Source organism: Methanofollis sp. W23 (assembly GCF_017875325.1).
GTDB lineage: Archaea > Halobacteriota > Methanomicrobia > Methanomicrobiales > Methanofollaceae > Methanofollis.
In genome coordinates, this window is the sequence record NZ_JAGGMN010000001.1 from 34165 (window position 1) to 58316 (window position 24152).

Sequence of the window (24152 nt, forward strand, 5' to 3'; positions counted from 1 at the left end):
GGCTACAGGGGAAAAGATGGTCTTTCCGAGGAGATCTGCAACGACGCTCGATATGGCCCTGGATCTGGAGGCGGGCCCTTGAATCCGGGGACGATATGGACGTATTTGGGGGGCAGGGCCACCGGTCCATGTGGACTCTCATCCCTCATGAGAGGGGGCCGGTCGCTCCCTGCCTGGAGATAGGGCCGAATATACTCTTCATGGAGAGATCGAGTGTTCAACTCGATAGAAAAGAATTACAGGAGCGCCTGGAACTCCTCGACAGTCAACCCGGCCTGGAGAAGAATCTTCTGAGAGGCTCACTCTGGAGCAAAGTTCCAATGGGGGAGCCAGGGATCCACGCGCTCCAGGGAACGACGATCATTTTCATTGCGTAAGGATCTGATCACCTCGCCGCCCCAGATCACGGGAGGGATCATCATAGGGGAGATCTCTTCCACGATTCTAGAGTAGGTGATCTGTCCTCATCTCCCATGCCCCATTGCGCAGGACCGTTCACTCGAAGATCGCCCCGACCTGATCGAGCACCGCCCCTGCTGATCTCACCACATCATGGGCATCCTCTTCAGAATAGACACATCCATAATCTGCGCCCTCACGCGTACGCATCGCAAAGGTGAAGTCTTCGAGTACAGATGACGGAAGAATGTTTTCATCGATATAAAGTGCTTCAACGGCGTGCCTGAGACAGACATGGCTCTTCTCTCGATAGCCTCTGGCAAACACCAGTGCACGAAGGGCATGAAACTGTGCATAGTACCCCTGGATGATCGCCCATTTCATGTTCCCCTCCGCAAGGGAGCGTCTGGCAGCAGTGAGGTCTTCTCCTGCTTCCTGCACTTATTTTGCGACCAGTGCATCATCGATTGGGATGCGCACGATCTTCCCTCGTCGCAGACACTGCTCAAACTGATACTTCATCGTACTCCTCGTGCAAAGTTTTTCCTCCGATTATGCGCTCGTAGAGAACTCGATCTGTGGTCTTCAAAGAACGGAACTCGCCGGGCGTGAGGATGATCGCTGAGATCTCCCGGTCGAGTCCGGCCTGAACTGCTGCAATACTCTCTGCCACCCGAGGCACATCCCTTGTCTCGATGAAGAGATCGATATCACTCTCATCGGTGTCTTCCCCGGTTGCCGCGCTTCCGAAGAGTATCGCCCGTGTCGCCTTTCCCTGTAACTGGAGGACCAGCGGGTTTATGTCAATGAGCGTGGCACAGATCTTGATCTCCCTGAGGAGCGGGTTCTTCATCGCTGCCTGGTACAGCACAAGACGTCCCCTCTCCTCACGGTGGAGCAGACCGGCCTCTGAAAGGCGGGCAAGTATTTCACTCGCCGTTCCCACTCCCAGATGAAGCAACCTGGCGATTTCACGGACATAAAATCCTTGATGGTAGTTTCTGCCCAGGAATCGGAGCACCAGAAATGACGTCCTGGAGAGTGTGTTCGTATTGCCGAACACATGTTCATTTTTGTGAACATAATCTTTTAAGGCTGCCGGTGTCACGACCTCCTCATCACTATGCGTGAGGAATACCCGTCGATGGCGATCACGGACACCCCCAGGAGAGAGGGAACCTCCTGCTCCCGGTCTGGGAAGAAACGCATGAGTACGATATGGTGGAAGGCGGTCTTTTGGGAAGGCCTTCGCTGGGATCTTAGACTTTGCCTTCTCAGCGATCTTCATCACGGGTGGTCCGGGAGTGAAATCCCCGCCGAGGCGGGGAGGGAAGACAGAGGAGATCAAAGCTTAAGACCGGGGCGGTCTAGAAAAGGGCCTGGAGGGGTTCTATGGGGCTATCTATCCGCCATACCCTCAGGCAGGGAGTTCCTCACCACATCCCGACGCCCGCAGGAAGGACTCGACCTCCTGCCTGAATTGGTCGAAATCTCTGAGGTGTTCCTGCAGGATCGCAAACGTGAGGGCGTCGTCGAATTGCTCCAGAGCGGTGGATGATGGATGGTTCTGAACCCTTTCATCGCCTTGAGGTTCTTGCGCATCGCTCTGCTGAGGACACCGTGGCGTATCAGGTGGTCGACGATGTCCTCGTCAGTGCCGGGGACACCGAGGCGGAGATCGGTGTTCAGCATCGCACAGATGTCAAAGACCCTCGAACGGCATATTCCATCCTCTTGTAGATGCCGTCCCTGACAATCCCGAGCCTGGTGCATGCCCCGGTCGGATCAGGCAGATGCTCTCGGTCATCTCCTGGAGTGTGGTCCTGATGGCGGCACTTCTCAGAGTTTTCCTCATGGCATCGTCGACTCCCTGATAGAGTCATCGAGGCGGTGCTTGAAGGCGTTGAAGTCCCAGGTGGTCTCGTACAAAAACCGCTCCTCAGGGCAGGAGACCGCTCTGCCATAGAGCGGGAGGGGCTGAGAGATCTGGAGGTCATATGGATCGCGGAGGCGTTCTGCCATGCGCAAGAACCCTGAACCTCGACGCCTCCGCGGGACTTCTGTCGAAGGAGCCACCGAGATCTGATCCCTCTCTTGCAGCTCCCCTGGCGACCGAACCATTAGAGGATTACACACCAGACCTTCTCAAACCCTTCGCCCGTCCAGAGCCTCTCGGGCGCCTCTGCCACTGCAGACCCCTCGTGCACCTGGTAAGAGGAGGGGTCTTTCTTCTCATAACTCGTCTGGCGGCAGGGTAGATATGCCGTGCCGTCTCTCAGGAACGAGCCTGGCGGCCGCATCAGAGGGCCGCGAAGACCTGGAGCAGAGGGATGGGGGGGTGCCTCTCTGGGATCTGGTACCGCAGGACAGGGATCTGTACCCCCTGGAGACTCACACGAATATTCAATCGTCTATGTATGAGTCAGGACCAGGGTTCCTGGAGATCCAAAAAAGAAGAGGGGATATCCCTCAGGCGAGGGCCGGTACATCGTCTGCCCAGGCCTCGATGCCCCTGAGGATCTCGATGTCCTCGAAACCAGAGACCCGCACCGAGGTGCGGGTGAAGGCAACAGAGTAGATCTCGCCGTTGGCGTCGTGGCACCGCAGGCGGCAGGCATAGGTCTCGCGGGCAGGGTCGGCGCCCGCCCGCCCCCCGAGCGCAGACTCCAGAACGGTGTTGTCGAGGAGGGTGGTCCTTGCGGCGGTAAATCTCTCAAGGGAGGAGGTGCGTGCCGACGCCGTACCGGCAGTCCGGCCAGGTCCGTGTTCATACTCGATACGGGTCGTATAGGCCTCTCTGACCTTCTCGACCCCGTCATGGGCGACACCGACACCCTCCCAGGGCGTGCAGTCCCAGGGGTTGTCGGCGAGGATGCTCTCGATGATGCCGCTGAAGGCGGCGGCATCGGCGATCGGTGCGTCAAGTTTTCGCACCGCGGTCTTGTTGACAGACGTTAGGACAAATTCTGCCATTTGTGTACTCTCCTGCCAGGACGGTCCCGGGCCCGCCTCAGGCAGAGAGGAGTATTACTTCAAGTAATATATGCCTGCCTTAGAAATTCTGCCCCTCTTAAATGTTTGTCTCAAGACCAGATGATGGATTGTCGTTTTGCATTGATCAGGACCAGGCATCGACGAGGAGATCTGAAATCCCAGGAGCGTGCGCCATCTGGATTTTTTTCCGGATGAATCTTATATTCAGGAATCAGAATCTTTATGTCTGATCTCTGGAAATACACTGGACAGATAGGGTGTGCGATGCTCATGCATAGACGACGATCAATCCTCTGGCTTTTTCTGCTCCTTCTCAGCCTGCCGGCCGGCGTGCATGGAGACGGCGCCCTCTGGGACCATGGGGTCTCGTCTGAGATCGACGGGCTTGCCATGACCCCTGACGGGGCATATGTCCTGGTGGGGGGAGACAGGCTCCGCTTCCTTGCCGGGGACGGGACGCACCTCTGGGACAAGAGTTCTGCCACCTATATCGACTGTGCTGCAGACGGCCAGACCATTGCCAGGGCAAAAGGATATGAAGTCATGCTCTTTGCCGGGAACGGTACAGTCCTCTGGCAGGAATCCCTGGACTTCGTCTGTGCAGGCCTGGCCCTCTCTCCTGACGGAAAATGGCTTGCCGTCGCCGAGGACCCCGGGCTGGTGTGCTTCTATGATACCGAGGGGACGCTCAGGGCCACGGTCGATACCAGGGGAGACCCAGACGACGATGACTACGACCCTGTCACCACGATCCAGGGGATCGCCTTCTCAGGGAAGGGGAGCCATGTCGCGGTCGTCTCCACCCAGGGCATCTATTATTATACCGGGGCCGGCCGGAAACTCTGGGCCCATGACGACGTACTGGACGGAGGTAGCGCCGTCGCCGTCTCAAGAAGCGGGGACGAGGTCGCCGTCGCCTCGGACGCCGGCATCCGTCTCTTCGACGAGCGCGGAACCCTCCTCTGGGAAGAGAAGTCCCACCGCCCGATCACGGCGCTGGCGATCTCCCCTGAGGGCTCCCGCATCCTTGCCGGTTCGCAGGACAAACTGATCACCTGTTTCGATGCTGCAGGAACACGGCTCTGGGAACATGCCGCCGGCGGGTGGTTCCGTGACATCGGGGTCTCTGAGAATGGGAGTCGCGTCATCGCCGGGTCCATGGATAACCAGGCCTATCTCTTTGACGGCGAGGGGAACGTGCTCAGGACAGAACCCCTTGACGGCTGGGTCGACGACGTGGCGATCACCGCCGACGGCACCTTCGGCGTCGCCGCCTCGGCCCACCGGGTCATCGGGTTCTCGGTGCCGACGCTCGCCCTGGTGGAGACCACCGTCCCGCCGGAGACGACCCTGGCAGAGACTCCGGCGCCGACGACCGCCCCGACGAGCGCCCGGACCACCGCCTCCCCCACGACCCCGACACCACCTTCCGGGCCCGAGGAAGAGGGCGGCGGGCTGTCGCCCCTGCTCTTTGTCGGACTGCTTGGCGGTGCGGTCGTCCTTGGTGGCGGGTATTATTATCTGAAGGGCAGGAGGACCTATCCGGCCCCTGAGATGCGGACCCCTGAGCCCTGGTTTGATATCCCTGAGGAGGGGGAGGTGCCGGAGGAGAGAGGTGAACAGGTGGCCCCGGTCTCGTCTGCATCCTGGGAGCAGGCCCTGGACGAAGGAGATACCAGAGAAGCCGCAAAATTGCTTTCAAAACAGATGACCCTCCTCATCGAGGAGCGGACCGGGACTCCCATCTGTATCACCGACGACGCCCTTGCCGCCTGCCCTGAGCAGCGCGAGAACCTGGCCGCGTTCTTTGCGATGGCCGACTGCCTCGGATATGCCCCGAAGGTGCCTGAGAGGGGCGAGGTGGAGGTGCTTGTGGAGGTGTACCGCTACCTTGCCGAGCAGATCACGCCCCGTCACCAGGACCTCTGAGCATTTTAAAGGTGATCTCCCGGCATTATGGGCCTCTGGCGGACCCTGGAGTGATGCCCCTTCTGCGGGGGTGCCGCCCGGCGCGAAGAGAGGCCCATGGACGGCAGATTTCGTCGATTATGCCTTTCCTGCCCCCTCCTTGCCCCTGGTGCGGGCATGGGGAAAGGCGGGTGAATCCTACGTGAACCCGGAGAGAGGGTGTACCATGAAAATGATCCTGGCGATCCTCTTTCCAGGTTTGTATGAGCATTATATGCAGAGTACAGAGACGCCTTCAGCAGGACCGGCGTTCTCGCTTCCCACTCCGGTCGCCATCCTGGCGGTGGCGAGAGCGTGGAGGGAGGCGTGGTGATCAATCAGGTGTGCCGCACCCCCCTGGAGAGAGGAGAGGGGTGGGCGGCACGAGGCGGGGGTCTCACAGCGTCTCCTGCCCTCAAGGATACCCCATGGAGCCCCACGTTCATCTTCAATCGCGTATGCATGAACCCGGGGTTCATGCCTGGTTCTACAGGGCTATTTTTGTGGTCATTCTGTGGACCTCCGGTTTTTTTCTCCATATTGCCTGAGCCCCCGGGAACTATGTCATCAGGTCGATCTTCCAGTGGGTGCCTGGAGCCCCTCTACAGACCCTTCAATATGGCATGATACCGGTATTCATAATACATGGACGAGACAAATTCAGCACTCAATCCATTTCTCTTTGCGATCTCCTGTATGGTCTGGGGATGGTGGGCATAACCCACCGTATATTCTGAAAGCCCTCTGAGTGTGCGTCTGATCATTTCCGCCTTCATGGCCGAGTATTTCCAGGCCAGGATTGCCGTACCTGGGCCGCGTCTGGCCTCACGATTGATGACGCCCAGATGAAAGAGCGGATAGATGCGCGGGTCAAGGCCATCAAAAAGGACAATCGATCCCTCAGGACTGAGCCTGTCCTGTGCCTGGATGATAAAATTCTCCAGACGGTCTTGATCAAGGCACTGGATGACCCCGGCGGAAGTAATCCGGTCAAATGTATCCCCGTCAAGGTGCTCCCACATGGTCCGGTCGTCTGCCTCTATCAGAGTCACATCTGAGACCCCGAATTTTTCCAGGCGCCTCTCTGCACTTGCAAGCATTGACGTGGAAAAATCGACGCCGACCACATCAGAAAAATTCTGGGTGTAATATACAAGGAGATCGGCCGAACCACACCCAAAGTCAAGCAGGGATCTCCCATGTTCCAGATGAAAGAGTTTCTCTCTTGCTTCTTTCTGCAAGAATCTCTCTTCCTGCCGTCGGTGTCCCCCGTTATTACGTTTATTCCAGTATCCCTGCCAAGGAAGCATACTCATATTCGTTCCACTATATATTTATATTGTCATTATCTGTTTGCGCCCCAATATCACCTAAAAGAAACATTTCCTATGTTTTACGTCCCGAAAGCCGATGAAGAATAGTAGCCTGCACCTGCAGAGATGGGGCTCTGTAGACCCCCTCATCTCGGTAGTGGGTGGGGAGGACCTGTGCCGCATCTGCTCTCCTCCTCACGTGCTCTTTGCCAGGAGCGAGGATGGAGCGTGGCAGGAGAGATGGGTCGCCCCATGGAGGATTTTTCCAGGGTCCGCGGGCTCACCCCCAGACACTCGAACCTCCATTTGATAAGATCTTATGTTTTTTCTCGAAGATGTAGGTATATTCCGAGACCGGCCTGGAGATCCCGTCATAATCGATCAGGTCCCCGTCGACGACCGAGAGGTACCGGAAATACACATAACTCTTCTTTGGCACCCACCCGTACTGGATGAACGACGACACATCTCTATGGTTCATGGGCCCCTGGCTCATCAGCCGTGAGACCCCGCACCCGTCAGAAAAGACCTTGAGTTCTGGGTCCATGTGCTCTTTCAGCCATTGTGCACTGCTTGATTCAGAGTCGTGGACATATTTCATCTCGTACTGGGGTCCCTCGTCGTGAAAGAGGAGGTCCCGGTGGTCCCCCGAGACCGTGTGGACCACGCCGCTGACCGAATAAAAATAGGGGACCATCAGGATGAGCAGGATGACGAGCGAGGCCTGGAACCGGTAATACGGGGAGAGGGCGTACCTGGCCTGGACCCTGCGCCTGCCCGAGGAGCAGACCATCAGGACCCTGGAGATTGCGAGTCCTCCCGCGACAAAGAGGACCGAGAGGAGGATGTTTGAGACCGGGAAGACGCGGGAGACCTCATATCCGGCCGAGACATAGGGCATGACGATCATCAGTCCGAGGATCAAAAACGAGATGATCACGAGCGTGATGAACAACCCTCCTGCCGGGCGTTTTTCAATGGAGGTGCGGATACATCTCTTCTGGTCGGCGACATTCTCCCTGAACCTGGCAAGAAGAGAGAGCAGCCCCATCCCGATATAGCCGAGAGTGGCCCAGGTCAGCATGAGTTGCACACGGTACGGCCCTCCTTTCTCCACGGCCGCGGACCCGAAGAGTTTCTGGACATCGTCTCCGCGCGCTGTCGGGTCCAGGAAATAACCTGAAGAGTCGACAGTCTTGTGAATAAAGTCGACGAACATCTCGGCCGGGACCACGGTGACCAGGGCATACCAGAGATACATCAGCCCGAAAAAGTATGCCAGGACGTCAAGGGGAGGAGACGGCCTGAGCGGGTACCTGACCGCGAGCACCTGGGTGCCGATCCTGGCCAGCAGCAGGATAAAGAAAAAGAGAAACGAGGTGGAATAATGTGAAAATACCGCCCCGGCGATGAAGAGGTAGAGGAAGACCCGTGCCTTGAGGGGAGGGATCTCCCTGGACAGGAGCACCATGAGGGTGAGGGCCAGGAACAGGATGGCGATGAAGGTTCTCGCATTCGAGGCGGTCGAGAGGAACTGGGCCTGGAACATGAAAAAGACCGCGGCGAGAAAGGCATAGACCTCCTCGAAGTAGCGGCTCGAGATGAGATAGACGACCAGGGGGGCGACCGAGAAGATCAGGCAGAACAGTACCTTGAAGAGCATCTCTGGCGGGGGGTTGAGGAGGAGGTGATAGACCGCCGGGAGTATCGAGGTGCTCAGGCAGGAGTCGAGCTGCGCACTCCCGACCACCGACCAGTGGGCGTTCTCCAGGGTCATCATGAAGGTATAATATTCCATATGCGAATCGGTCCCGATGATATGGTTCGACCTGAGGGCAAGCATCAGGAGCAACGAGATGCTCAGGCTCAGGATCATGACAGGAAATATCCCGCGAGAGAGGCGGGCACGGGCGGACGCGACCACCCCGGCAAGGACCGGGACAGCGATCAGGACGGCGATCAGCATCCGGTGGTCCCCGGTCGTGTTCATCAGGTCCATCCCCACGATGATGAGGGCGGGGAGGAGTGCCGCCGGGATGAGCAGGACCTTGTCGGCGGGGGTGAGCCGCGGGACCTGGACCTGGATCTCCTGGCCGGCATTCTGCCAGTACCATGCCAGGGCGAGCCCGATGATGAGAAGGTCCACGACATCGATGAGGAGGCGGGGGCTCAGCGGGGTGGACACCCCGAGGACGAGGAGGAAGACCTGGTTGTACACCAGCCCGCCCGCGAGCATCAGGGCGATGCTGGTCCCGAAGGCGAGCACGGCCTTCTCCAGGAACCCGACGTCCTTTAACCTGAGCAGGGCGACGATCAGCCCGCCAGGCAGGAGAGAGAGGACAAAAAACCCGATGACCTGCCTGAAGACCGGGAGGTCGAACCTGGTGCTGAGGTCAAAGAGGATGACGCAAGCGATCACTCCAAAAAGGACGGTCTGCGCCTTGAGTTTCATCGTCTTCACCCCCTGACCGCCTGCAGGATCTTCTGGTACTGCCCGACCGCCGCTTCATAGGTATAGCCCTCTTCGATCGTCAGGCGCGCCGCCCTCCCGATCCCTGCCAGGTCTGCATGGCCCCGCACCTGCTCCAGGCACTGCCGGAGGGTCGCAGGGTCGTTGTCAGGGGCGATGAACCCGGTCACTCCGTCGGTGATCAGGTCAGGCACCCCGCCGACCGGGGTTGCCAGCACGACGCACCCGCAGGCCATCGCTTCGAGGACGATGTTGGGGAGACCTTCCTTGAACGAAGGGACGACCAGCACCTGGATCTCGTTGAGGTGCTCGTGCAGGCGGGTATTCTCCACCCATCCAGGGAGGTCGATGCGGGCGTCCATCCCGGCCCTGGCGACCCTCGTCTCGACCTCCTCCCTGAGCGGGCCGTCGCCGATGACCACCGCCCTGCCCTCGTGTGCCGCCAGGACGGCGATAAGCGCCCTGACATATTCCCTGGTCCCCTTCTCTTCTGAGAACCGCCCGACATACCCGAAGACATATTCCCGCGCCGCCAGGGGCTTTTTTGGCGTAAACCTGGCCGTGTCCACGTACAGGCTCCCTGGAAAGGTCTTGTGGGGGTGGCGGGTGAGGTCGTAGAGGTCGATGAAGGCCGGGCTTTCAGGGACGATCGCGTCGGCCGCCGCATAGGTGACCGCCTCGATACACCGGTACAGGAAGACGAGTGCTGGGTTCTTCTGGCGCCAGGAGCGCCGGATCACCTCTGATGTCCGGGCGTCGGTCCTGAGAAGAACCCGTTTGCCGGCGACCTTCGCGGCAAGCATTGGCAGCACAAAATAGTCGGCCCCGAAGGCGAAGACCACCACGTCCTGGTCCCGCGCCAGCCTGAGGATCTGGCGGGTGACCCGCGCCTGGTGCAGGGCCAGGTACCAGGCCCTGGCAAGATAGGGCCGTTCCACCTCCAGGTCAGGGACACGGACCAGGGCGCACTCGCCAGGAGGATAGGTCTTGTCAGGCTGCTGGGTGAGGATCCAGGTGACGTCCCTGGAGAGGGGGCAGAGGATCCTGACCAGTTTGAGGGCCGTATAATAGAGGTTCTGGTTCCTGAACCAGCGCGAGGTCACCAGGACCACGCGGGGCCGTACCTGGGTGTCTGTGATGGGGGGGCCGGGCATTATGTTCCCCCCTTCTCCTCAGGAGAAAAGACGCTCGTCCCGTCGTCCCCCCCGGTCCCTGGCACCCCCAGGATGTCGAGGACCGTGGGGCTGATGTCCATGAGGCCCAGGTGCGTCCTGGCAGGGCGGCGGGGGTCAGGGAGGCTGAGGAAGAAGACCGGGGTGTCGCCGCGATGGGAACCAGGATAAAAACTGTGGGTGGAGGAGGTGGAGATGACCGGGCCTTCGATCTCCCAGCCCGCGCCCAGGCCCTCTTTCAGTTTGAAGAGGATGTCAGGGTAGCGGTCGATGAACTCGCCGGCATACAGGGCCTCGCGGGTGGTCACCCACTCGAAGACCGGGTCCCCGGTCGAGGGGTGGGTCCAGGCCTGGAGGAGAGAGAGGATCGCCGCCCTTGCCTCGTCGTAGTCCTGGCCGTTCTGGAGGTGCGCTCTCTCGATGAGAATCCCGCCATAATTGTAGGCCTTGATCCCTGAGAGGTCGGTGCACCTGGCAACGGTCCGATCGAAATCGATGGACGTAGGGGTGGTGTACAGGTCTTTGATCCCCGGGTGCCTCCTGAGCAGGCGGAGTGCGGTCCCCCGCAGCCCTGTCCTCTGGACGAGGTCGGCCGCCGCCCGCTTCGCCTTCTCGCCGGTCCGCAGGAAGGGGGTGACGGCCCCTTCCCGTGCGGCGAGGAATCCTGCGGTCCGCAGGATCTCGTTGACATTTACCAGCCTGATCGGGCGCATCATGTGGCCGTGGTCGCTGACCACCATCACCGCCATCTCGTCTCCGGCGGCGGCAGTCAGGGTGCCGATGGCGGCGTCGTAGCGCCGATAAAAGTCGCGGATGGCATGACGGTAGGGGTTGTCCTCTCCAGGGAAGGTGGGGTCTGCCGGGTCGCAGAAGTTCCAGAAGATGTGCTGGACAAAGTCCAGTGCCGACGAGTACCAGAAGAAGAGGTCCCAGGGCTCTGAGCCGAGCAGGTGTCTGGCACATGCGACTTCGGCGTCCACCACCCCGCCGAGCCGGTCCAGGAAGGTCTGGTACTCGGGCCCTGAGTCAGGGATGCGGGTCGGCATCAGAAGCCCGGTCGCCTCGGTCCCGAGGTCGAGGGGTGCAGGAAAGGTCTCGACCTGGTCGTTGGCCGGGCTCCTGGCGACCATGGCCCCGTGGACCGGCCAGACCGGGAAGCCGATATGAGGGGTGACGACGCAGACCCTCCTGCCCGCGGCCCCGGCCGTGTCCCAGAAGGTGCGGCCCCTGAGCAGGGACGAGTCAAGGTGATTGCCCAGGTAGATCGAGGTCTTTTCCAGCGGGTCGACGAAATGCACCACCCCATGCCTGGCCGGGTTCTCGCCGGTATGGATGCTGGCCCATGCGGTGTCTGAGTCGGGCGGGAAGACCGAGTGAAGAGAATACGGAGATGAACGCGCCTTCATCGCCTGCAGGGCAGGCAGGTCGTCGATGAACTGGTCGACCAGTCTGGCGTCCATGCTGTCGATCCCGAGGACCAGGAGCCGCGTCATCTCCCCCCTCCTGCGTGGCCGATGACGGCCGCCCTGATCTCGTCGAGTGGACGCGTCCCGTCGAGGACGACCGCATCGATCGCCTCGGCCGCCCTGAGGTAGAGGTGCCGGCGCTCGCGCAGGTACTCGACCGACGGGGTATCGGTCTTGCGCGCCAACGCGACCTCCTCGGGGAGGTCGATGAGAAAGGTGAGGTCAGGGCTTGGAAACCGGTCCAGCATCCTGTGTATCGTCGACCTGATCGCCTCCTCAGAGTACTGGAAGTCGACGGCAAGATCGGTGAGCACGGTGTCCATGACATAGCGGTCGCAGATGAGGGTGCGCCGCCTGAAGGCGACCGGGAGGGAGACCTGGACGAGGAGTTGAAGGGTGTACTCCCAGAGGGCGAGGCGCTGGTACAGGGTCGCAAGCACGGTGTGGTCCCTGGATGCCTGCTGTTTGGACCCGGCGTACTCTCCATAGTTGGAAAAGGCGTCTTTGTCCCTGAAAAAGAAGAGACGCCCGAGATACATCACCGGCCTGAGAAGCACGGGCTGGTAGCGTCCATATACATATGCGGCATCAATGCCGCGGCTCTGCAGTTCTTCGACGAGGTCTCGTGCCAGCGTGGTCTTGCCGGACCCGTCGATCCCGGTGAAACAGATGATCGTTCCTTTTCTCATTGCATCTCCTCCCGCAGCCCGGTGTACAGCGCCGAGACCTCGCCGGCGACCAGGTCCCAGTCATAGGGGAGCACCATCTGCCTGGTCCCGACATGTTCCTCCTGTCTCTCCATCAGGCCCCTGACCGCTCCGGCATAGCCCTGCCCGTCCTCGACGATGGTCACTCCCTCGTGTTTTTCCAGAAATAGGCTGACCCCGTCAAACCCGTGCGTGATCACCGGCAGGTCGCAGGCCATCGCCTCGAGAATAGTGAGCGGGAGAAACAGCGTCGTCCCGGGCGGGAAGATATACCCGTCGGCCATCTGGTAGAGTTCTTCGATCCGCGCAAAATACCGGTGCCATACGATACATCCGGCCTGCCGCAACCGCTCGACAGCCCCAGGGTCCGCTCTGAACCTGGACCCCCCGGCGACCACCACCTGGCATGCAGGCACCTCTGCCTGGACCTGTTTAAGCACTGCAAGCCCGCGGTCAGGTTTCAGGTGGCCGACATGCAGGAGGACAAAACGGTCTTCTGGGAGACCATACTGCGCTCTCAGTGCCGCCTTCTGCGCCGGCGAGACCGGGGCAAACTTTGTGAGGTCGACCCCGTGTGGGAGATAGGCGGTCCGCATTCTGGCCCTGGCAAGGAGGTCGCCGGCCTGTCTGGACTGTGTCAGCACCAGGTCGGGCGCCAGGGGAGGACCCAGGCGCTGGAACCAGGGACTGCCAAGGAGCGAGAGTCCATGGGGATGGAGTGCCGAGAGCACACATGACGGGTGGCCCTGGCAGAGCGATCTGGCGGCACGCAACAGGATGAAACTGCGGACGGTCGGCGCCGAGATGCAGTGCACGACCTCGGGGTCGAAGCCCCGCAGGCGGTGCCAGAACCCGGGGGTATGGACGTCCTGCCCGTCGAGAGGGAGCACCTCGTGGGAGGGGGCCAGGTGGTGGGAGAGTCTTCCCGTGACATTCCGGTAGCCTTCGTCAGGATCGCCTGACAGTGCACCGATCAGACATATCTTCATGCGATCTCCTGATACAGGGCTTCGGTCTGTTCTGCGACCTTTGCCCACGACCTCCCTTCCACCCCCGCCCGTGCCTGGCGCCCCATCGCCTCTCTCTCCTCATGGTTTGTGAGCACCCTGATCACCTGCGCCGCCAGGTCCTTTGCGTCCCCGGTCTTCGAGACAAGGCCGTTTTTTCCGTCCTGGACCAGGGCCCTGAAGACCGGGATGCTGCTCACGACCGCCGGCACCCCTGCGGCGGCGGCCTCGAGGACGGTAAGCGGGTATGCCTCTGCGTACGAGGGGAGGACAAAGACGTCGGCGGCATGGTACAGGGCCGGTTTCTCGTCTTCCCTGACCACGCCGGTGAAGATGACCGAGTCTGCAATCCCCAGTGTCTCTGCGGTGTCCCTGAGTCTCTCCCCGAACGGTGTTGTCATGCCGGCGATCACCAGCCTGGCGTCTGGCACCGACCTGAGCACCGCCGGCATCGCCGAGAGCAGGACTGCCAGACCTTTCCGCGGCACGAGGTTTCCGAAGAAGAGGACGAGAGGGTCATTTTCAGGGAGGCCAAGTGCGGTTCTGCAGGCCACCTGTGGCGACCTGGTCTGGAACTCGGCAGGATTGATCCCATTCGGGATCACCCTGACCTTCTCCAGGTGCGGCCCCAGGTAGGGCGAAGACGCGATCATCTCGTCTGAAAGGGCGATGATGCGGGCACTGTGTGTGAAGGCGGGTTGCAGGTAGAGTTTTGTGTAGCCTGAGAGCAGTGCACGCCGCGCCAACCCCCCCGCCCCCCGGTCGGGGTCAAGATGGTGGGTGACGACCAGGGGTGTCCTGGTCTGTCGCGCCGAGCGGAGAGCGGCAATGGTGGCAGGCGGTGACCCGGCATGGAGGTGAATGACGTCGGCGTCCCTGTCAGGGGGGTGGAAGAGATAGTCCAGGGAGATGTCGGTTTCGGCGAGTTTGAAATTTTTGCCATGCCTGAGGACGGCAATATTCCGGTACCGGTCATGGAGGTCGTCCTGGTCTGCGGAGGTGGTGGAGATCACGACGTCATGCCCTTTCCGGTCCATCTCCAGGGCCAGGTGATAGACCACTTCGCCGACGCCGCTTCTCACATAGTCTCCTCCGGGCGGGATCTCGTCGTTGAAAGGGCGTTTATAGGGAAAGTCTGTCGTATACATGATGATTTTCATTTCCCGTTCACGACCTTCTGGTAGATCGACTCGTAGTTCTTCGACACTGTCTCCCAGGTGTATTTTGTCCTGACCAGGTTCTGGCCTATCCTGGAAAGCCGCTGGCTGAGGGCGTGGTCTCCAGAAACGGTCAGGATCGCTTCTGCAAGGGCCTGTTCGTCTCGCGGCGGGACCAGGGAGGCGCAGCACGAGAAGTGGTCGCGGACCCCGGGGATGTCGGTGGTGATGACCGGCAGCCCGAAATACATCGCCTCAAGGACGACCGTCGGGCAGACTTCTGAAAGCGAGGGGAGTACGAAGAGATCGGCATGACGATACAGGTATACGAGTTCGGCCTGGGTCACCGCCCCCATGAGAAAAACAGAATCTGATACGCCGAGTTCTCTGATCAATTCGGTGAAATAGTCCTGGTCCTCTCCCTCGCCGACCAGGATGCATCTCAGGTCTGTGGTGGGGTCGGTCTTTTTGATGGTGGCCATGGCACGGATCAGCCATTCCAGCCCCTTTCGCCGGATAAGTCTCCCGACATAGAGAAGGATGAACCCGCTGGACGGCATGCCTGCCGGCGGTTCTTCTGGGACCGCATCAAGTTGTCTGGGGTCGACGGCGTTATGCACGACAAACATCTTGTCCATGGCATGGGGATGGATCGAGAGCACGTAGGCGCGGTCGTCGACAGAGTTTACCACGATCCCGTCGGCACGGGCGAAGATGCTCCATCCGATAGTGAGGCTGTAGAGTCGTTCCAGGCGGTCCCTGATGTGGTCTCCAAAGATCAACCGTCCATGGCAGGTCAGGAGCACCGGGAGGTCGTTGAACATCCGGCCAAGTGAGGTGGCGATTGCGGCGGTGCTATGTTCGTTGTGGGTGTGGACCAGGTCATAGTCTTTGTATTCCCTGGTAAGATGGAAAAAACCGGGCGTAAGTGGGTTGCGTAACGGCCGGGCCAGACACCGGTGTCTGAAGATCTGGACGCCGTCGATCTCGTCCATGCCGCGGACTGCAGGGTAGTCTGAGGTGATCACGTCGACTTCATGGCCTCTCTGGATGAGAGATTTGCTCAGGTTGTGGACATATGACTCCTGCCCTCCATGGTAGGGCAGGTAGTATGGGACACATTGCAGGATCTTCATGGATCATTACCTCTGCCCCGAAAGGTGGGTTTTCCCTTAAAGCGCAGAGATTCCAGAACCCTGAGAGGTGAAATCAGGTCTTCTTCTCCGGGGTTTCCGCCAGGGCGGGCGATCGCGCATGATGGGGATCAGGGTCTGGTCTCTCCAAGGGGCCACGTCTTGCGGGATTTTTTTCTCTGACAAAGCATTCCGGTCTGGAGCGGGCCATATCTCTGGAATGTCACGGTGTGGATCAGGTATGGCGCCGCGATGCAGTGGTGCATCCAGGCCGTCCCCCCCGTATGGGATTGTCGAAGAAATGATCATTCCGGTATATTTATTTTTCCCACAATATATTGCGATGAATATGCCGGGGCGTGCGGCCCGGGGCATTGTAGCGGGTCTGTCCCCCTGAACACGGCAGAGTCCCTGAAAAATTGGTCTAGAGGAATTCCTCTTCTGGAGGGGTGTCTGAACTGGCCCTCTCCCCACCGCGTCGGGATGGTGCGCCGAGGACTGGGATCTGCTCTTCAGGTGTTTCTGCGACCAGGGGGTTCAAAGTCTATCTGGGAGTTATCCCAGAACGCTCACGCCCTCGTCCTCACTGATGAAGAGACCCCTGCATCTGTCGCCTCCCCCGCGACCCTTCATCGGCGGAGGGTCTGGGGGGCGGCACGCTCCCCTGGCGGAGGAGAGGGTTTCGAATTTCTGGAAGAAAGCACTCGGGTTCGAGGAGGTGGTCACCCCGAGAATGTTCCTGGATATGCTCCTGATGAAAATTGCTCTGAAGCGTGTGTCCGCGTTATGGGCGGCAGATCTTCAGGGCCAGAATAAAAAAAGAGTTTTGAGGTCAGGACCTGCCTGACGCCCATTCGACGGCTTCGTCGAAGAGTTTCCATCCGTCTGTGGTCATGGAGTCTGCGACGAGGTCTGAGAGGAAGAACCCGACGCGGCGTGCCGGGGCGGTCATGCCGACCATCTCGTCGCCTTTGTCGTAGCCGAAGATGACCGCCTTGTCTGGCTGGCCGGCGACGGTGGCGACCTTCACGGCGTCTGAGGACGGGAGACCGTACATCTCCCAGCCTGCAGTGCCGGTGACCGTGACGGTACCGCTCAGTCCGCCGGCGAGTGCATGACCTGCATCGGCGATCAAGACCTGCGTCTGGTCTGCCTCTGCATAGTAGTCGGTGCCGCGAGAGCCCCCTGTCATCTTGAGGTCGTCATAGACCCAGGCCTCGCAGCTGACGACCGGGACAGCCACGTCGCGGAAGGTCGCGCCAAGGTTCGAGGTGCTGGAGGAGATGATCACGAGGTCCTTGCCGTCTGCGTCGGCGGCGGAGACCGCATCGTCATCCATGGCCATGACCATGTAGCCCTGCTCCTCGAGGTGGGCCTTCACCGCGGCGTCCCCGGCATTCAGGGAGGCGCTGTGCGTCACGAAGAGGACCGTGCCGTCACCCGGCGTTGTGGGTGGAGGCGTCGGTACGCCTGGCTCCTCAGTGGCCCATTCGACGGCTTCGTCGAAGAGTTTCCATCCGTCTGTGGTCATGGAGTCTGCGACGAGGTCTGAGAGGAAGAACCCGACGCGGCGTGCCGGGGCGGTCATGCCGACCATCTCGTCGCCCTCTTCGTAGCCGAAGATGACCGCCTTGTCTGGCTGGCCGGCGATGGTGGCGACCTTCACGGCGTCTGAGGACGGGAGACCGTACATCTCCCAGCCTGCAGTGCCGGTGACCGTGACGGTGCCGCTCAGTCCGCCGGCAAGTGCATGACCTGCATCGGCGATCGAGACCTGCGTCTGGTCTGCCTCTGCATAGTAGTCGGTGCCGCGAGAGCCTCCTGTCATCTTGAGGTCGTCAAAGACCCAGGCCTCGCAGCTGACGACCGGGACAGCCACGTCGCGGAAGGTCGCGCCAAGGTTCGAGGTGCTGGAGGAGATGATCACGAGGTCCTTGCCGTCTGCGTCGGCGGCGGAGACCGCATCGTCATCCATGGCCATGACCATGTAGCCCTGCTCCTCGAGGTGGGCCTTCACCGCAGCGTCCCCGGCATTCAGGGAGGTGCTGTGCGTCACGAAGAGGACCGTGCCCTCCTCATCTGGTGTCGGTGTCGGCGTTGGCGTTGGCGTTGGCGTTGGTGTGGGTGTCGGTGTTGGTGTGGGCGTTGGCGTTGGGGTCGGCGTGGGCGTCGTACCCGCGTCAAGCGACCAGGTGAGTGCCGCATCAAAGAGTTTCCACCCTTCGGGTGTCATGGAGGCGGCGGTGTTGTCGGAGAGGAAGAGCCCGACGCGGCGTGCCGGGGCGGTCATGCCGGCCATCTCGTCGCCCTCTTCGTAGCCGAAGATGACTGCCTTGTCTGGCTGGCCGGCGATGGTGGCGACCTTCACGGCATCTGTCGTGGGGGCCCCGAACATCTCATAGCCTGCAGTGGTTGCCACGGCCACGGTGCCGCTCAGCCCGGCCGCCATCTCGTGTCCGCTGTCGACCACCTCGACCTGCGTCTGGGCGGCGACGGCCCCATAGTCCTTGTTGATCGACGTGCCGGTCAACTTCATATCGTCAAAGACCCAGGCCTCCCAGACCAGTGCCGGGACGGTGACGTCACGGAACGTGTCATAGACGCCATAGCCACAGCTCGAAGAGATCAGGACGACATCCTTGCCCTCTGCATCAGAGGTGGAAGACGCCCCGTCGTCGACGACCGTGACCGCGTAGCCGAGGTCTTCGAGGTGGGCCTTGATTGCCTGGTCACCAGAGTTCAGGCCGGCAGTGCCCGCGACCAGGAGGACATTCTTGCCTGGGACCGGGGTGGGGGTCGGGGTTGGGTCTGGGGTTGGGATGGGTGTTGGGGTTGGGTCCGGTGTCGGGATGGGCGTTGGTGTGGGGGTCGGGGTTGGCCCGGTGTTCTCCACATCACACCCGACAAACGGCGTTCTGGCATCGTTCACGGCCACATTGTAGACCGAGACAAGGCCTTTCGAGGAGGCAAGGTTGTTGACGCCGATTGCATACCCCGAGATCGTCGAGTCCGCGATCGTGATCTCAGACGGGTTCTTGGCAAGCGAGTAGACGGTGACGCCTGCCGTGGAGCGAGGCGTGGAGGTGTCGATGGTCATCCCGCGGATCGCCACATTGTGCGTGGTGCCGGTCCAGATGTACACCGGGTCAGGGGAGTCTGTGATCGTGCAGTCCTCAAGGGTCAGCCCGGCCTCACCGATCGCGAGTACCCGCACGCCCTTCAGTGATCCTGTGTCTGTACACCCGGTGAGGGTCGCTCCGTCGGAGAAGTCGCACTGGTAACCGACGATGTTCCTTTCAGAGACACAATTTTCAAGATACGTGTTCTCGTTGACCAGATATCCTGCACCAAAGTCAGGCGAAGGTGCGCCGGACTTTTCTTTCTGGCCATTGTCACGGCTGATGCAGTTGATCATCTTGATGCTGCTCAGTGCCGGGGGAGGTTCGGCATGGAAGCCAGATTCCCAGCATCCTTCTGCGATACACCCGATGTACACGATGTTCTGGGCATAGTCAAGGTATTCTGCGACATCGAAGCCCACGTCCCAGGCCTCGCTGTACTGGTGGCTGGTGCCATAATACTGGTCATACTTGCCGCAGTTGATCGCCTGGCAGTTCTCGTACGTGATGTCTTTGACGGCCATTGGAGACCCGCCCCCATTGTGGACAAAGCCCCAGCGGTCGACGTCGATTGCATTACAATTAATAAACTGGATGTCTTCGAGCACCTCGTTGTAGGCATAGACCATGAAGGCCGCCATGTACGAGTTGTCCACATCATAGACCGTCACATTCTTGACGATGTTGTGGGACGTGCTGATGTACACCCGGCCGGTCCCGGTGATCCGGAAGTCTGAGAGGGTCACGTCATGTCCGGTGGTGAGTCCCACAGACCCTGATGAAATGAAGTGAAGGACGGTGTTCTCGTCACCTTCACCCTTCAGGGTCATGTAACTCCTGGGTTTGATGTTGCCGGTCAGGTGATAGGTGCCTTCTTTCAGGAGCACGCTCCCGCCCGTGGAGGGAAGGGCGGCAATCGCGGCGTTGATGACATTTTGATCGTCATTTCCTGTACATACATAGTCAGCCTGACTTTTTACTAATCCGCTGCTGTCGTTTGGAGCAACAACGAGCGAAAAGTCATCCATTGCACTCACCGGGCTCAATACGAGTATCGAGCACATGATGAGTATTAATTGCAGTCCTGATTTCATGGATGCTCCGTTAATTCGTGGATTTCTGGCGTGCTGTCTGGAATTTTGATGGAATGATTGCACATAATCTGATCATTTAATCGGATATAAATTATTCCAATTTATATTTCAATCCCCTGTAAGTATTATGCAAAATATGATGGAATTTGGGTATAATTCGGGAATTATATAGTGCCCCTTAAATCTCGCGACTGATCATTTTTTCTCGAATACATCGTCATGCAGTCCTGGATGGGGGAAGGACGTGAATGGGGGCATTAAAAATGAAGAATAACGCGCAAAACCGCGCTGCATCGAAATATGTCCGGTGTGGCGGTACAGGATCTCGTCCCCAGAATTTCAGGTCAATGCTCCTGGGGCGACCGCCTGAGACCGGTCTTTTGGCCCTGTCATGAGCCGATCTCAGGATCGTACTCATAAAATGCAATTTTTGGTTATGGAGGTCATCCAAACACTCTCCTGCTTTCTCACTCCCTGAAAATTCGTTACCCACCTATGGGTTCATGCCCTCCCCTACCACCGCGCCAGGGGCGCTGCGCCCCCTGACCCTCTGGGATGGCGAATGGGGCGGGAGGACAGAGTGATGATCGTGAAGACAGGATGCGGTTCCCCCGCCAATTTTCATTCGCGGGGGTGCGGGAGGCGGCCAGCCCCCCGTAGCGAGAACCATCAAGAGGCGATCTACAACGCCGGAATATCTGGAAGGAGGCGCTGAGGTCCGAGGAGATGCTCACTCCAGGAGCGATGTGGGGATATGTTCATCGAAAAATACTCTGTGCCGATGGCGTGAACCCCTGCCCGCTCTCCCGCCAAAAAAAGCCCGGCCCTGTAAGCCGGGGTTCAGGGCGGCGGTGAAAGACGACCTACAGCCCTCCCGCCTCAGGGAAGAGAGGGATCGAGGTGCCGGCGCACCCGATGCAGTCCTCTGTCGCCTCCCCTATGATGAGATTCTCCACCCTCACCTGTCCCCGTATCTCTGCCTCATTCTTCACCCCCAGGGCATACCCCTCTATCCTGGAGCCGGTGATCAGGATCTCGGCCGGGTCCTTTGCAAGGGCGTCGATGGTGATGGCAGGTGAAGGGTGCGGCGTCGCAGAGTGGATTGTCATCCCCTCGATCAGGACATTCCTGGTCGTGCCGGTCCAGATATAGACCGGATACTCGGTAGCCTCGGTCTGGCACGAACGGAGTGTCAGGCCCTTCTCACCGATGCTGTGGATCCGAAACCCTTTTTCTGATCGCTCGTCCTTGCACTCGACCAGGACACTCCCGTCCGCCGCCGAACAGTCGAACCCCACCAGGTTGTCGGCTGAAAGACATCTTTCCAGCGTTGTTTCCTCGTTGATAAGGAACCCCGCCCCGAAATCCGCAGTCCCTCCGCCACTCTTCTGTTTCTGACCATTATCTCTTGCCTCACACCCGATGAACCGGATCGAACGGAGCACCGTGTCGGGTTCGACATGAAATCCCGATTCCCAGCATCCGCTTGCACTACAATCGATATAGGTGATATTCTCTGCCGATTGGAGTGATTCGGCAACGTCGAACCCGACATCCCAGGCCTCGGTGTGCTCCTGGTCTTCCCCATAATACTGGGCATATCGGCCACAGTTGACGGCCCGGCAGTCGGTGTAGGTGATGTCACGGACTCTATGTGTCGTCCCCCCGCCGTCATGGACGAATCCCCATCTGTCCCCGTCGACCGCCTCGCAATTGACAAATGCGACGTCTTCGATCACCTCGTCGTACGCATAGACCATGAATGAAGCGATATAGGAATCATCGACCCCGGTCACTGCCACGTCCTCGACCAGGTTGTGCGAGGTGGAGATATAGACCCGGCCGCTCCCGGTCACGCCAAAACTGGAGAGGGTGACATTGTCTCCTCTGGTGAGCGCAACCGACGCCGAGCCTGAGAACTGAAGCACCGTGAGGTCGGCCCCCTCGCCGGTCAGGACCGCATTTGCCCCTGGCCGTATCGAGTCAGAGCAATGATAGGTGCCTTCCACCAGGTAGACCTGCCCCCCTGATTCGGGGAGCGCTTCAAGGGCGGCATTGATCTCGACCTGATCGTCGGTCCCGTCGCAGAGATAGGCAGCCTCGTTCTCATAGGGAGACCCGACCGGGGCGATGACGATCGCGTTCTCCAGTCTCTCCTCTCTCCCATACAGGATGATCTCTGAGAGAAGGTCGTAGCCCACCATCAGGGCGAGCACGACAATGATCAGGATGAGCAGTCCATGGGCCATATCAAGACGCATCTGTCATTCTCTTCCAGTTCTTTCTCTGGTCAGGAAGCCACAAAGCCGGTATGATCAACCCCCACCTGGTGCACCAGACCATATAAGGATGCAGGACCGATCGGTCCGGGTGCCTTGTACCGACTATAGGGAGTACACGTCCGTATTCTCGCATCCAGGGCCATTGCATTTTTCTCCAATCTTGAAACAGAATATGGCTCCTGGAACCGTAGTGTATATGGGATAAGATATATATATTGCTTTATGTATTTCATCTATGGGTCGGACCTGCCCCTATGGCGGCGTGCGTCCCCACCCTGGATGACCCGGGCCTGGAGGCCCCCTCGTATGAGAGAGTTCTCTTTGGCCGGGTAAGCTCCCTGCCAGGGCGATCTTTCAAACTCCAGCGAGGTCAGCATGAAGAGGAGACCTGCATTTCTGGCGCCAGGAAAAGGCTCTGTTCCGTTTTCTCCAGGAAAGAGGGGCATCCATGGTGTGTACGCCTCTCTGTCATGGTCCCTATCGCAAAACGCTACCGGAGGTGAATCGAGCATCCTATTCCCGACCTGAAGGTCGGGGGCATTGGTGCCTGGTGAAGATGAAATCCCAGGAGAGTCAGCCCTTGAAGATCCTCATTGCCGACCCGCTCGATCTCTCTGACCCGATAAATGGGAGGCAGGTCCATGTCTACGAGATCATCAGGGGGCTTGCACGCTCTGGTCACCAGGTCTATGTCCTGTCCGGGCAGGAACCAGAGTTCTCAGGCCAGGGATCTATCACATGCCTTGCGATCGACGATACGAACCTCACCACGATGTACGCCAGTGTCGTGGGCGCACTCTTCAGGCTGTTTGGTGCAGGCCAGGTCGACGTGATATATTCGAGGACTTCGCTTTTTGGGGCTCTCTCCTCTTCAATATCCAGAATTTTCGGTGCAAAACCGATAGTATGTGAGGTAAATGGGTTTTTTGCAGATGAAATAGAGTTCATCAACAAGAACCGCTCTTCCACCACGATCAAAGACCGGATCAACCTTGAGATCTGCCAGAAGTCAGAGCGCTACCTCCTCGGTCACGCCGCCAGAGTCGTCGCGGTCACCGAGGGGATCAAGCGCCTGATCGTGGAAGGAGGCCTGGCCGAAGCGGATCGGATCAGCGTCATCGAAAACGGAGCAAACACCGACCTCTTCAGACCAGGCGACCCTGCCGATGCACGGGCTCATATGGGACTCTCGCAGGATTTTAGATATCTCTGCTTTGTCGGGAACTTTGCCCCATGGCAGGGACTCCAGTATATCGTCCAGGCGGTCCCGGCGATTGTCAGGGCCCATCCTGACTGCCGTGTGCTCCTGGTCGGCGACGGGGTGATGAGGGAGGACTGCACCAGGATGGGAGAGGCCCTGGGTGTCTCAGACTACCTGATCTTTTATGGCCCTGTCCCATATACCCGGGTTCCGGCCTGTGTACAGGCGTCAGACATCTGCATTGCGCCGTTTGTGAGGGAGAGGAACGCGGTCATCGGACTTTCGCCGCTGAAGGTCTATGAATATATGGCATGCGGGAGGCCGGTGGTCGCCAGCGCCATTCCAGGCGTCAGCGAATTGCTTGTCCGTTCTGGCGGGGGCGTCCTGGTCAGGCCCGAGGATCCCCGTGCCCTTGCAGAGGCCGTCATCAGGCTCCTTTCCTCAGATGACCTGCGCCAGACCATGGGTGAACGTGCCGCCTCCTATGTGCGGGACCACCACACCTGGGCGAATGTGGCCGCACAGGTCTCTGCAGTCTGTGAAAAGGCGGCCGCGGCAGATCTCGAGGTCCCCGTCCCGACTGCCGCCCTCAGATCTGGGGCCAAGACCGATGACCCGCGGTGACCATCGTTCACTCTGTTGAAATATGGAGGATATGGGGACGACCCCCTCGAAAGGACCTGCCAGATGA

General features: G+C 59.6%; 19 protein-coding genes. 3 read left to right on the top strand and 16 right to left on the bottom strand.

Annotation, left to right across the window (positions count from 1 at the left end; all coding sequences use genetic code 11):
- Positions 1-95: 95 nt before the first annotated feature.
- Positions 96-377, top strand: a complete 282-nt coding sequence (locus J2129_RS00155) for a hypothetical protein (RefSeq protein WP_209628476.1) — start codon at positions 96-98, stop codon at positions 375-377.
- Positions 378-495: 118 nt separating this feature from the next.
- Here the strand turns inward: J2129_RS00155 and J2129_RS00160 are convergent, their stop codons facing one another.
- The 6 genes from J2129_RS00160 to J2129_RS00185 all read right to left on the bottom strand — a co-directional run bounded on the left by J2129_RS00160 (position 496) and on the right by J2129_RS00185 (position 3372).
- A complete protein-coding gene (locus tag J2129_RS00160) occupies positions 496-840 on the bottom strand; it encodes a HEPN domain-containing protein (protein ID WP_209628478.1) in 345 nt (114 codons plus the stop codon).
- A 64-nt stretch (positions 841-904) separates the two neighbouring features.
- Positions 905-1687 carry a MarR family transcriptional regulator gene (locus tag J2129_RS00165; protein ID WP_209628480.1) on the bottom strand — a complete coding sequence of 261 codons (783 nt, stop codon included), beginning with the start codon at positions 1685-1687 and terminating at the stop codon, positions 905-907.
- 110 nt (positions 1688-1797) lie between these two features.
- Positions 1798-2172, bottom strand: a complete 375-nt coding sequence (locus J2129_RS12950) for a HepT-like ribonuclease domain-containing protein (RefSeq protein WP_348632266.1) — start codon at positions 2170-2172, stop codon at positions 1798-1800.
- 78 nt (positions 2173-2250) lie between these two features.
- Positions 2251-2421: a hypothetical protein gene (locus J2129_RS00175; RefSeq protein ID WP_209628482.1), complete on the bottom strand. Its 171-nt coding sequence runs from the start codon at positions 2419-2421 to the stop codon at positions 2251-2253.
- A 98-nt stretch (positions 2422-2519) separates the two neighbouring features.
- Positions 2520-2699, bottom strand: a complete 180-nt coding sequence (locus J2129_RS00180; protein ID WP_209628484.1) for a hypothetical protein — start codon at positions 2697-2699, stop codon at positions 2520-2522.
- Between the two features lie 169 nt (positions 2700-2868).
- Positions 2869-3372 carry a hypothetical protein gene (locus J2129_RS00185; protein WP_209628486.1) on the bottom strand — a complete coding sequence of 168 codons (504 nt, stop codon included), beginning with the start codon at positions 3370-3372 and terminating at the stop codon, positions 2869-2871.
- A 291-nt stretch (positions 3373-3663) separates the two neighbouring features.
- On the opposite strand from J2129_RS00185, the gene J2129_RS00190 reads away from it, so the two are divergent.
- On the top strand, positions 3664-5322 hold the full coding sequence (locus J2129_RS00190; RefSeq protein ID WP_209628488.1) for a WD40 repeat domain-containing protein: 1659 nt from the start codon (positions 3664-3666) through the stop codon (positions 5320-5322).
- Positions 5323-5942: 620 nt separating this feature from the next.
- On the opposite strand, the gene J2129_RS00195 is transcribed toward J2129_RS00190, so the two are convergent.
- From J2129_RS00195 to J2129_RS00240, 10 genes are all read right to left on the bottom strand, one after another.
- Positions 5943-6656, bottom strand: coding sequence for a methyltransferase domain-containing protein (locus J2129_RS00195; protein WP_348632267.1), 714 nt, complete (start codon positions 6654-6656; stop codon positions 5943-5945).
- 277 nt (positions 6657-6933) lie between these two features.
- Positions 6934-9105, bottom strand: coding sequence for a DUF2206 domain-containing protein (locus tag J2129_RS00200; protein WP_209628492.1), 2172 nt, complete (start codon positions 9103-9105; stop codon positions 6934-6936).
- A gap of 5 nt (positions 9106-9110) precedes the next feature.
- On the bottom strand, positions 9111-10277 hold the full coding sequence (locus tag J2129_RS00205; RefSeq protein ID WP_209628494.1) for a glycosyltransferase family 4 protein: 1167 nt from the start codon (positions 10275-10277) through the stop codon (positions 9111-9113).
- Complete coding sequence (locus tag J2129_RS00210) at positions 10277-11788, bottom strand: alkaline phosphatase family protein (RefSeq protein ID WP_209628496.1); 1512 nt, start codon at positions 11786-11788, stop codon at positions 10277-10279. Before J2129_RS00210 ends, J2129_RS00205 begins: the two co-directional genes overlap by 1 nt.
- Entirely contained in the window at positions 11785-12450 is a 666-nt protein-coding gene (locus tag J2129_RS00215; protein WP_209631202.1) for an adenylyl-sulfate kinase, read from the bottom strand. Before J2129_RS00215 ends, J2129_RS00210 begins: the two co-directional genes overlap by 4 nt.
- Positions 12447-13457 (bottom strand): glycosyltransferase family 4 protein, encoded by a 1011-nt coding sequence (locus J2129_RS00220; RefSeq protein WP_209628498.1) that lies wholly within the window; start codon positions 13455-13457, stop codon positions 12447-12449. The genes J2129_RS00215 and J2129_RS00220 overlap by 4 nt, the downstream gene beginning before the upstream one ends.
- Complete coding sequence (locus J2129_RS00225; protein WP_209628500.1) at positions 13454-14623, bottom strand: glycosyltransferase family 4 protein; 1170 nt, start codon at positions 14621-14623, stop codon at positions 13454-13456. Before J2129_RS00225 ends, J2129_RS00220 begins: the two co-directional genes overlap by 4 nt.
- An 8-nt stretch (positions 14624-14631) precedes the next feature.
- Positions 14632-15768: a glycosyltransferase family 4 protein gene (locus J2129_RS00230; RefSeq protein WP_209628502.1), complete on the bottom strand. Its 1137-nt coding sequence runs from the start codon at positions 15766-15768 to the stop codon at positions 14632-14634.
- An 829-nt stretch (positions 15769-16597) separates the two neighbouring features.
- On the bottom strand, positions 16598-19912 hold the full coding sequence (locus J2129_RS00235) for a glycosyl hydrolase family 28-related protein (protein ID WP_209628504.1): 3315 nt from the start codon (positions 19910-19912) through the stop codon (positions 16598-16600).
- A 929-nt stretch (positions 19913-20841) separates the two neighbouring features.
- A complete protein-coding gene (locus J2129_RS00240) occupies positions 20842-22239 on the bottom strand; it encodes a glycosyl hydrolase family 28-related protein (protein WP_209628506.1) in 1398 nt (465 codons plus the stop codon).
- A 601-nt stretch (positions 22240-22840) separates the two neighbouring features.
- Here J2129_RS00240 and J2129_RS00245 point away from each other — a divergent pair.
- The gene (locus J2129_RS00245) at positions 22841-24085 is read left to right on the top strand and encodes a glycosyltransferase family 4 protein (RefSeq protein ID WP_209628508.1); all 1245 of its coding nucleotides are present in this window, start codon (positions 22841-22843) and stop codon (positions 24083-24085) included.
- The last annotated feature ends 67 nt before the right edge of the window (positions 24086-24152 follow it).

What these genes read in the sequence shown, in the direction of transcription:
- J2129_RS12950 (WP_348632266.1), bottom strand. Translation starts at nt 2,172, where the DNA reads ATGCACCAGGCTCGGGATTGTCAGGGACGGCATCTACAAGAGGATGGA.
- J2129_RS00190 (WP_209628488.1), top strand. Translation starts at nt 3,664, where the DNA reads ATGCATAGACGACGATCAATCCTCTGGCTTTTTCTGCTCCTTCTCAGC.
- J2129_RS00155 (WP_209628476.1), top strand. Translation starts at nt 96, where the DNA reads ATGGACGTATTTGGGGGGCAGGGCCACCGGTCCATGTGGACTCTCATC.
- J2129_RS00220 (WP_209628498.1), bottom strand. Translation starts at nt 13,457, where the DNA reads ATGAAGATATGTCTGATCGGTGCACTGTCAGGCGATCCTGACGAAGGC.
- J2129_RS00180 (WP_209628484.1), bottom strand. Translation starts at nt 2,699, where the DNA reads ATGCGGCCGCCAGGCTCGTTCCTGAGAGACGGCACGGCATATCTACCC.
- J2129_RS00240 (WP_209628506.1), bottom strand. Translation starts at nt 22,239, where the DNA reads ATGCGTCTTGATATGGCCCATGGACTGCTCATCCTGATCATTGTCGTG.
- J2129_RS00225 (WP_209628500.1), bottom strand. Translation starts at nt 14,623, where the DNA reads ATGTATACGACAGACTTTCCCTATAAACGCCCTTTCAACGACGAGATC.
- J2129_RS00210 (WP_209628496.1), bottom strand. Translation starts at nt 11,788, where the DNA reads ATGACGCGGCTCCTGGTCCTCGGGATCGACAGCATGGACGCCAGACTG.
- J2129_RS00215 (WP_209631202.1), bottom strand. Translation starts at nt 12,450, where the DNA reads ATGAGAAAAGGAACGATCATCTGTTTCACCGGGATCGACGGGTCCGGC.
- J2129_RS00205 (WP_209628494.1), bottom strand. Translation starts at nt 10,277, where the DNA reads ATGCCCGGCCCCCCCATCACAGACACCCAGGTACGGCCCCGCGTGGTC.
- J2129_RS00230 (WP_209628502.1), bottom strand. Translation starts at nt 15,768, where the DNA reads ATGAAGATCCTGCAATGTGTCCCATACTACCTGCCCTACCATGGAGGG.
- J2129_RS00165 (WP_209628480.1), bottom strand. Translation starts at nt 1,687, where the DNA reads ATGAAGATCGCTGAGAAGGCAAAGTCTAAGATCCCAGCGAAGGCCTTC.
- J2129_RS00185 (WP_209628486.1), bottom strand. Translation starts at nt 3,372, where the DNA reads ATGGCAGAATTTGTCCTAACGTCTGTCAACAAGACCGCGGTGCGAAAA.
- J2129_RS00195 (WP_348632267.1), bottom strand. Translation starts at nt 6,656, where the DNA reads ATGAGTATGCTTCCTTGGCAGGGATACTGGAATAAACGTAATAACGGG.
- J2129_RS00175 (WP_209628482.1), bottom strand. Translation starts at nt 2,421, where the DNA reads ATGGCAGAACGCCTCCGCGATCCATATGACCTCCAGATCTCTCAGCCC.
- J2129_RS00200 (WP_209628492.1), bottom strand. Translation starts at nt 9,105, where the DNA reads ATGAAACTCAAGGCGCAGACCGTCCTTTTTGGAGTGATCGCTTGCGTC.
- J2129_RS00235 (WP_209628504.1), bottom strand. Translation starts at nt 19,912, where the DNA reads ATGGATGACTTTTCGCTCGTTGTTGCTCCAAACGACAGCAGCGGATTA.